We start from the raw sequence: 7,335 nt of genomic DNA, 5'->3' as shown, positions 1-7,335 counted from the left end.
TTCCCATCTGCCCGCAGGCCGGGGCGCCTTTGGTGTCTTCTTGGCCGAAAGAGGTGGCTTCCACGATCTGGGTGACAAGGCACGCTGGAGAACGTGAAAGCCCGTGGTTCCCCTGCCAGGGCAGGGGAACCGCGGGCGGGATGATGCCGATCAGATGCAGTGCACCGGATATTCGGCCTGCTTGGTCGGCTTGTTGTGGTTCAGCACCTCGATGGCGACCGTTCCGCTGGTCTTCGAATTCCGATGCCAGTGGAAGGCCTGGAGCGAAAGGAATCCGCTGAACCCGACCTTGTACGTGCGGGTCTCATCCGGCTTACCGTCGATGACCCACCGGTAGCTGATCTCCGTGTCCGGAGCCGCCTGCAAGGTCGCCCACGCGGTCGGGTACGGCGCGGCGTCGCAGTCGCCGTAGTAGGCCACCGAGGTCAACCCGCCGATGCGGACCGTGCCCGGCGTCGGATCCTTCGGCACACAGGTCCAGGAGTAGGTCTGCTGGGTGAACGGCTTGTTGTGGTTGAGCACCTCAAGCCGTACGGTGCCGTTTCCGCTGCTCTGCGCGGACTTGTTCCAGAAGTCGCCGATCGTTTGGACGACGCCGGGCTTGAGCACCTCGCTCCGGACCGGCCCCGGCTTGCCGTCGGCCACCAGACGGTACCTGACCTCGGTCTCCCGGTCCGTCGTGAACAGCCCGTCCACGCGCATGCTGAAGGAACGGTCGCAGTCGCCCGCGTAGAGCGGCACGAGCACGTAGCGGAAGGCCACATTGGCGTCGTTGGGCCCTTCGTCGCAGGTGAAGGTATACGAGCGCTCGTCAGGCTGGGAGGGGCCGCCCTCGACCATGAGGCCGACCTTGTGCGGGCCGCCCCCGGCGGCACCGAGGGTCCAGGAGGCGGAGACGTCCTGGGAGCGGGCCTGGGCGGAGGCGGGGAAGTCCAGTACCTGCTTCTGCCAGGCGGCGCCGTCCATGAGCCACCAGTACGTGACCTGCTGTGCGGCTCCGGCAGGGAGCGTGACCCGCCCGGCGGCCCGGTACGCGACCGGCTCCGCGCAGGTGCCCGCGTAGTCGCCCGGGGTGAGCTCCACGATCTGCCGTCCCGGCGTCACCGGAGGCTGCGTGGGCGTGGACGTCGGGGTGGACGTCGGGGTGGGCGCCGGGCCGCTCTTGCAGGTCACCGCGTAGTCGGCGCGGCCGGAGTCGTGTCCGCCGGGGGTGAGGATGTGGACGGCCTTCCATCCGCCGGCGGAGTTGCCCACGCTCATCGGCAGCGTGACCTGGCGGATGCGCGACCCGCCGGCGGCGAAGTACAGCGACTCCGGCCGTCCTTCCCCGGTGATGCTGTCGATCCACCGGTAGTCGACGGTGGCCGGGGTGCGCGAGACCTGGATGGTCGCGGTGAACCGTACCGTCGCCGGGCAAACGCCGTTGTAGCTGCGCGGGCTGACGTCCACGTCCGCCGCCGACTCCAGCGGCCGTCCGGGCTGGGCGGGCAGCGGGTGGGAGACGTCCCACACCTGTGCGGGACCGTCACAGGCGACGCTGAACCGCGCCTTGCCCGACAGCCCCTTCTTGCCCACGATCTCGATGGCCTGCCAGCCGGTGGTGTCGCGGTCGAAGGTCTGCCGGTCTCGTACGATCACCTTGCGCGAGCCGTTGACACGGAAGCTCTTGACGACGCTCTTGCCGCCGTCGCCGCGTACCCACCTATAACGGACGATGCCCTTGCCCTTGGCCACCACCACCGCGGAGAACCCCACCGTGGTCGGACACGCGCCCGACCGCTTGGCGGGACTCGCCTTCACCTGGGCCACAGCGGTCTTGAGCGCGGGGGCGGAGGATGTGGCGGCGTACGAGGGAGGGGCGGCCAGCAGCCCGCTGAGCACCACCGTGCTCAGCAGCAACGCTGTCCTCTTCATCGGGATCCCTTTCTTCTTGCGAAAGGTTTCCATGATCAATGTCTCTACTTGGGAATCAGTTGGGTTTTAGTTGTAGTCCGGCCACGGCATCGGCCGGCCTGATCGCCGAACTCGCCGATGACGGCACCGAGTCGACCGGTGCGCCCGCTGAGTGAGACGCGGAAACGTTCACGGCTGGCTGGTCCCTGATGGTCGAGTTGGCCGCCGCTCTCATCTGTCACCGTCGCCTCGCCAAAGGAGAGACGGACGTCAGGATCAGGCCTGGCCGCTGAGCCGGGCGTAGGCGGCGGGTGGCATGCCGACCGCGGCGGTGAAGTCGCGGGTCAGGTGGGCCTGATCGGTGTAGCCAAGCTCGGCGGCCAGCGTGGCGAGGTCGAGGCCCTGGTAGACCCGCTCCGCGGCCTCGTGCAGCCGGAAGCGGCGGATCACCCACTTGGGGCCGATGCCGACATAGTCCCGGAACAGCCGCTGCAGCGAGCGCACCGACCGCCCCGATCTGGCGGCCAGCTCGTCGACCCTGGTCACGGACACGTCGTTCGCCACCATCGTCACCAGCGCCGCGACCTCTTCCGTCAGCGGATCCTGATTCGGCCTCAGACTCAGCAGGAACGTCTCGGTGAGCGCGATGGCGGCCCGGGTGTCGGGCTCGGCCAGGACCTGCTCGCCCAGGGTCGCGCCCGCTGCGCCGTACATCTCGTCGATCCCCACGAAGCGGCCGGTCAGCTGGGACACCGGGCCGCCGAGGAACGGCCGGAAGCCGCCGGGGCGGAAGCGCGTGCCGAGCACGCGGCCGCTGCCCCGCATCGTGTAGGAGAACCCGCCCTTGATCACTCCCGCGATCCGGTGGAAGTCCGCGGTGATCGTCATGTTCACGGTGGGGTGCGAGACGATGCGCTGTTCGTACGGCTCGGCGAGGTCGGTCCAGGTGACGACCCAGAAGTAATCCACATACGCCGAAATTTCAGGTGATGGCGCCTGACGGGCGAAATCGAAGGTGCTGAGCCCTGCGTACGGGTCGACCCAGCCGCGCTGTCGCGTTTCTACAAGCCGCGCCTCAGGTAGGCGGGGCATCATGGCTGCCATGGACGACATGATGCCGCTGATGACGCACGCCACCGAACGGACCGCGGGATTGGTGCGCGCGGTACGGCAGGAGCAGCTCGGGTCCTCGACGCCATGCGCGAAGTTCGACGTCAAGGACCTGATCAACCACCTCGAGTGGGTGGCGGAGATGTTCGAGTCGCTGGGGCGCAAGGGGCCGAACGTCGAGCAGGGACCTTACGCGGGCGACTTCCCCGAGCGGGCGGAGCGCATGCTGGCCGCCTGGTCGCGGCCCGAGGCGTGGGAGGGGACCAGCCCCGGCATGGGCCTGCCGATGACCACGCTGGCCCACATGTACCTCGTCGACATGGTCGTGCACGGCTGGGACCTGGCCAGGGCCACCGGTCAGGAGTACGAGCCGGACCCCGAGGCCGTCTCGCGGGCGCTGCACTTCGCCGACCAGATGGCGGAGACGGGCAGGCAGCGCGGCGCCTTCGGGCCGCCGGTGGCGGTGCCGGACGACGCCCCGCGGTTCGACCGCCTGCTCGGCGTCATCGGCCGGGATCCGGCCTGGACACCGTGATCCGCTCCAGCCCTTCAAGATGGTTTCCCGTGCCGGGAGGCGATGCCTGTGCGCACTTCCGTGAGATCTACGGGACGGATTCCCGTATGCCGCCGTCGCCGAACCAGGCCAGGTCGGAGTGGAGCCGCCGGGCGGCGCTGCGGGCGCTCGTCCACAGCCCGAACCCGCGGCCGTTCACACCGACGGAGTGAATGCGGGCCGGGCATGGCGAACGGCGGAGCCGGTGGTCGTCACCACCAGTAGGTGGGGTAGCGCGGGGTCACTCCGCTGCGTCCGATGAGCATGCCGACGAGCACCAGGACGACGGTCGCGGCGACGAGTATCGGCAGGAACGGCACCAGGGGCTGATGCTGGGCGACCACGATCGTCGCGGTGGCGGCGGCGGGCGAGTGCGGTGTACGAGTCAGGGCCGTGACCCCGAGGGCCAGGCCGCCGGCGACGGCGGCGGCCCAGATGGAGGAGCCGGCGACGGCCAGTACGGCGAATCCGGTGAGCGCCGCCAGCAGTTGGCCGCCGATCACGCTTCGCGGCTGCGCCAGCGGCAGGGTCGGCGCGCCGAAGACCAGGGCGGCGCTGGCGACGAGCGGGGGCATCAGCCAGACCTGGTCCAGTACGGTGCCGAACGCGACCAGGGTGACCAGGGCGATCGTGGCGCCCGCGGTGAAGACGGCGATGGCCGCCGTCTTCGGCCGGGCGGGTGCGCGGCTCCTGAGGCCCCGCCAGGCGTCCGTCGCGGTGGTCTCGTCGGCACCCCCGGCTTTCCCGCTCGTCGGCGAGACGAAGGTCGTCTTCTCGTCCTCCTTGCCGAAGGCGCCCGGGTACGCCACATGGGCGGTTCGCCAGGGTCGCGGCGGCTCCACCCGGGTCTCCGGATCCGGTGTGGGCCCCTTCAGGTGTCCCCTCTCTCCCGGCGAGATCTCCCTCGTGTCCCCGATGGCCTGCGGATCGAGCCGCGCGGTCGCCAGGACCTCTTCCGGTCCGGGCGCCTGCGGCAGGAACGGTGTCGTCCACCTGCGCATCCGGCCGGCCGGGAAGAAGTTGCGAACCCCCATAGAGAATCTCCTGCGATCTCGGTATCGGCCACCAAAAGTCGCAGAAGGCACTTGTGCCTTACTTGAAGGTCAGCGCAAGCGACTGCTCACCGGGCAGACGTCGGCCGATACGGCACCGCGGTGGTTTGTTGGGGCAGGGTGCAGGGGGTGCGGGGGCGTCCTGCGGCGATGGTGTCAATGGCCAGGGCGTGGAGTTCGCTCGACCGGTCGCGCCACCAGCGTCGCAGCAGTACGCAGGGGGGCAGCCGACCGCAGATCGCGCGGACGCCGCCGGGGCGGGGGGGCTCCAACCCCTACTGCGGATTCAACAGACAGGCTCTGGCAGAGACAGCCGGTAGTAAACCTCCTCTGTCGGTGGAAGGGGAGCCGACAGGAGTTGGACATGGCCGGACGGGACGAAGCCGAAACGCTCATAGAAGCGCCGGGCCTGGGTGTTGTCGGCCGCTACCCACAGGCCGATCTCCTTGTGTCCGTCAGCGCGGAGCTGCTTCGCGGCGGCCGTCATGAGCGCGTGGCCGAGACCGTTGGACTGCTCCTCGGGCAGTACATAGATGGCGAAGACCTCGCCGCCGATGTGCTCGTCACGGCAACGGCCGAGGTTGACGAAGCCGACGATCCTGCCGCCGATCTCGCCCACCAGAAGCGGTGTGAGTCCCTCGGCCAAGGCGTTGGCGAGCCCCTCCTCCATGCGTGCCACCGCGTTCGGCTCGACCTTGAGCGCGTCGAGGTAGTCGTCGGGCATGATCCCGCGATAGGCGGCCTTCCACGTGGTCACGCGCACGTACTCCCGGACTTCGATGTCCTCAGGCACGCCCGGGCGGATTGTATACGTCACGCGCACATGATGCCTGCCCGCCCGGCCATGATCATTTGAAGCGTGGCCGGACCACTGCAACGGCGCGATATCGGTCCCGGCGACGATGACGGATGTCGCCATGGTGCCGGAGCTGCCCCAGGGCACGTACGTCATGCTGGCCGACCTGGGGTACAGCGACGCCAGGGGAGGAGTGGACGCGTACGGCATCCAGTGCGAACTCCAGGTGGCGAGCCGCCTCGACCGGAAAGCGGTCGGGGAGTACGGCGGCTCCATGGCGTTCAACATTCCTGTCACGATCACCGATTCCACGGGTGCCGTCCGGCTGAGGTGCAAGACGTACGGTATGGCAGCCGGAAGGGAAGTACACGTCTCGTCCCCCACTCTGACGGCGATCTCCACGCCGAAGCTGACGACGAACCGCTAGCCGGCTCACAGCAGATACCGGGCGAGGTCGGCGATGGGGTGGGGGCGGATGAGCAGGTCGCGCAGGGAGTCCAGGTGGGCGCCGGGGGGGCCGGGGTCGGTCAGGCCGGTCTCGCGGACGGCGCGCTCCCAACTCGGGTCGTCGCTCGCGGCCTGCTCCAGGCGCCGTAGCGCGCTCACCCCGTCGATCTCCCTGGCCAGCAGGGTCAGCAGGTGCGGCCACTGGACGGCCAGCGCGGCGAGCTTGGCGACCTCGCCGTCCGAGGCGGGGGCCGCCCCGGCGAGGGCGCGGCGGTAGGTCAGGAACGAGTAGAAGCGGAAGACGTTCACGTACCGCTTGATCTCGCGCGGGTTGAAGAAGGTCAGCGCGGGGAGCACGAACTCGATCGCCAGATAGGCGTTCTCGTCGCTGTAGAGGTCGTCGAAGACCCGGTCGGCGGCCTCGCGGGTCGCCGCGCACAGGCCGCCGACGGCGTCCGAGCACTCGATGCCCAGGGCGTCCTGGGCCAGCCGCGCCGCCTCGTCGAGTGTCGTCGTGGTCGGGCGCAGTGCCCAGATGGCGTCCTGCAACCGGCTCACCTGGACCGGGTCCGGCGGCTCGGCCGCCCACGAGCCCGATGCGAGCGAGCCGTCCGTCAGCGGGGACGGTCCCAGCGCCTCCACCGGCGCCCACAGTTCCAGTCTCCGCGCGCCCGCCGGTGGCACGGATGTACGCCGCCCCTGCACGGCCGCTCCCGACCGCGTGGCGGTGCCGGACGAGCCCGGCGTGGCCGCGTCGTGCGGGAAGGGCCGTGCGGGAGGCAGGGGACCGCGCGAACGCGGTCCGGCCGGATCCGGGGGCGGGTCGAGCCGTTCCAGGGCGGCTGGGGGACCCGCCGGACGCGGTCCGGCCGGATTCGGTGTTCGTATGGCGCCCGGGTCACCCGGTCGTACGGTCTCCAGGCCGGGGAGAACGTCCGCGGGCCGGACGGTGTCGGCGACGCCGAGCAGTGCCCGTACGAAGGCGGGCAGCCGGTCGGCGTCGTCCAGCAGCGGCACGCTCAGCGGTAGCTGCACGATCTTCTCCAGGAACCGCCAGCCCAGGCCGGACCGCCCGCCGGTGGGCAGCGTCCCGGCCAGTTCCGGGTAGGCGGCCTCGACGTGCGCGACGACCACCTCCGGCTCCATGGCCAGCACGAACACGCAGTTGGGGAACTCGCCGGCGAGGAACAGGTTGATCGCCTCGATGACCTGCGCCACCGTTCCGGACGAGCAGCGGTCCAGGTCGTCCACGAACACCACCAGCGGGCGCTCCTCGGTGGCGACCAGGTCGAGGACCTGCCGCATGTCGGTCTGCACCAGGTGCAGGAAGCCGGTCTTGGACCGGTATCCGGGGGTGGTCGCGCCCTCGCCGCCCGCTCCGTCGGCCGCACCCGGGCCGAGCAGGTCGGGCTGCGTGACCAGGCCGCGGAACGCGTTGTCCGCCGACTCCCCGAAGAACCGGGCCAGCCGCAGCGCGCCCGCCC

Annotated in this window: 7 protein-coding genes; 2 read left to right on the top strand and 5 right to left on the bottom strand. The window is 70.1% G+C overall.

Going from position 1 to position 7,335, the window contains the following annotated elements:
* Positions 1–150: 150 nt before the first annotated feature.
* Both ABZ260_RS42805 and ABZ260_RS42800 read right to left on the bottom strand, forming a co-directional pair.
* Complete coding sequence (locus tag ABZ260_RS42805) at positions 151–1,914, bottom strand: hypothetical protein (protein ID WP_355629320.1); 1,764 nt, start codon at positions 1,912–1,914, stop codon at positions 151–153.
* A 255-nt stretch (positions 1,915–2,169) separates the two neighbouring features.
* Positions 2,170–2,985 carry a helix-turn-helix domain-containing protein gene (locus ABZ260_RS42800; protein ID WP_355629323.1) on the bottom strand — a complete coding sequence of 272 codons (816 nt, stop codon included), beginning with the start codon at positions 2,983–2,985 and terminating at the stop codon, positions 2,170–2,172.
* Positions 2,986–2,995: 10 nt separating this feature from the next.
* On the opposite strand from ABZ260_RS42800, the gene ABZ260_RS42795 reads away from it, so the two are divergent.
* Entirely contained in the window at positions 2,996–3,538 is a 543-nt protein-coding gene (locus tag ABZ260_RS42795) for a TIGR03086 family metal-binding protein (RefSeq protein ID WP_350953457.1), read from the top strand.
* Between the two features lie 230 nt (positions 3,539–3,768).
* Here ABZ260_RS42795 and ABZ260_RS42790 read toward each other — a convergent pair whose 3' ends face one another.
* Positions 3,769–4,590 carry an HPP family protein gene (locus ABZ260_RS42790; protein ID WP_355629316.1) on the bottom strand — a complete coding sequence of 274 codons (822 nt, stop codon included), beginning with the start codon at positions 4,588–4,590 and terminating at the stop codon, positions 3,769–3,771.
* 304 nt (positions 4,591–4,894) lie between these two features.
* The gene (locus ABZ260_RS42785; protein WP_355629313.1) at positions 4,895–5,527 is read right to left on the bottom strand and encodes a GNAT family N-acetyltransferase; all 633 of its coding nucleotides are present in this window, start codon (positions 5,525–5,527) and stop codon (positions 4,895–4,897) included.
* Between ABZ260_RS42785 and ABZ260_RS42780 the strand changes: the two genes are divergently transcribed.
* Positions 5,526–5,831, top strand: a complete 306-nt coding sequence (locus ABZ260_RS42780) for a hypothetical protein (protein ID WP_355629310.1) — start codon at positions 5,526–5,528, stop codon at positions 5,829–5,831. The genes ABZ260_RS42785 and ABZ260_RS42780 overlap by 2 nt on opposite strands.
* A gap of 5 nt (positions 5,832–5,836) precedes the next feature.
* Here ABZ260_RS42780 and ABZ260_RS42775 read toward each other — a convergent pair.
* Positions 5,837–7,335 (bottom strand): P-loop NTPase fold protein (locus ABZ260_RS42775; RefSeq protein ID WP_355629307.1); only part of this gene is annotated, 1,499 nt, incomplete at its 5' end.

The organism is Streptosporangium sp. NPDC006013, from assembly GCF_040614275.1.
In the GTDB taxonomy this organism is placed as follows: domain Bacteria; phylum Actinomycetota; class Actinomycetes; order Streptosporangiales; family Streptosporangiaceae; genus Streptosporangium.
This window is presented reverse-complemented; position numbering and strand designations above follow the sequence as displayed.

Excerpts from the sequence above, each read along its gene's own strand:
- ABZ260_RS42805 (WP_355629320.1), bottom strand. The coding sequence starts at position 1,914 with ATGAAGAGGACAGCGTTGCTGCTGAGCACGGTGGTGCTCAGCGGGCTG.
- ABZ260_RS42800 (WP_355629323.1), bottom strand. The coding sequence starts at position 2,985 with ATGCCCCGCCTACCTGAGGCGCGGCTTGTAGAAACGCGACAGCGCGGC.
- ABZ260_RS42795 (WP_350953457.1), top strand. The coding sequence starts at position 2,996 with ATGGACGACATGATGCCGCTGATGACGCACGCCACCGAACGGACCGCG.
- ABZ260_RS42790 (WP_355629316.1), bottom strand. The coding sequence starts at position 4,590 with ATGGGGGTTCGCAACTTCTTCCCGGCCGGCCGGATGCGCAGGTGGACG.
- ABZ260_RS42780 (WP_355629310.1), top strand. The coding sequence starts at position 5,526 with ATGGTGCCGGAGCTGCCCCAGGGCACGTACGTCATGCTGGCCGACCTG.
- ABZ260_RS42785 (WP_355629313.1), bottom strand. The coding sequence starts at position 5,527 with ATGGCGACATCCGTCATCGTCGCCGGGACCGATATCGCGCCGTTGCAG.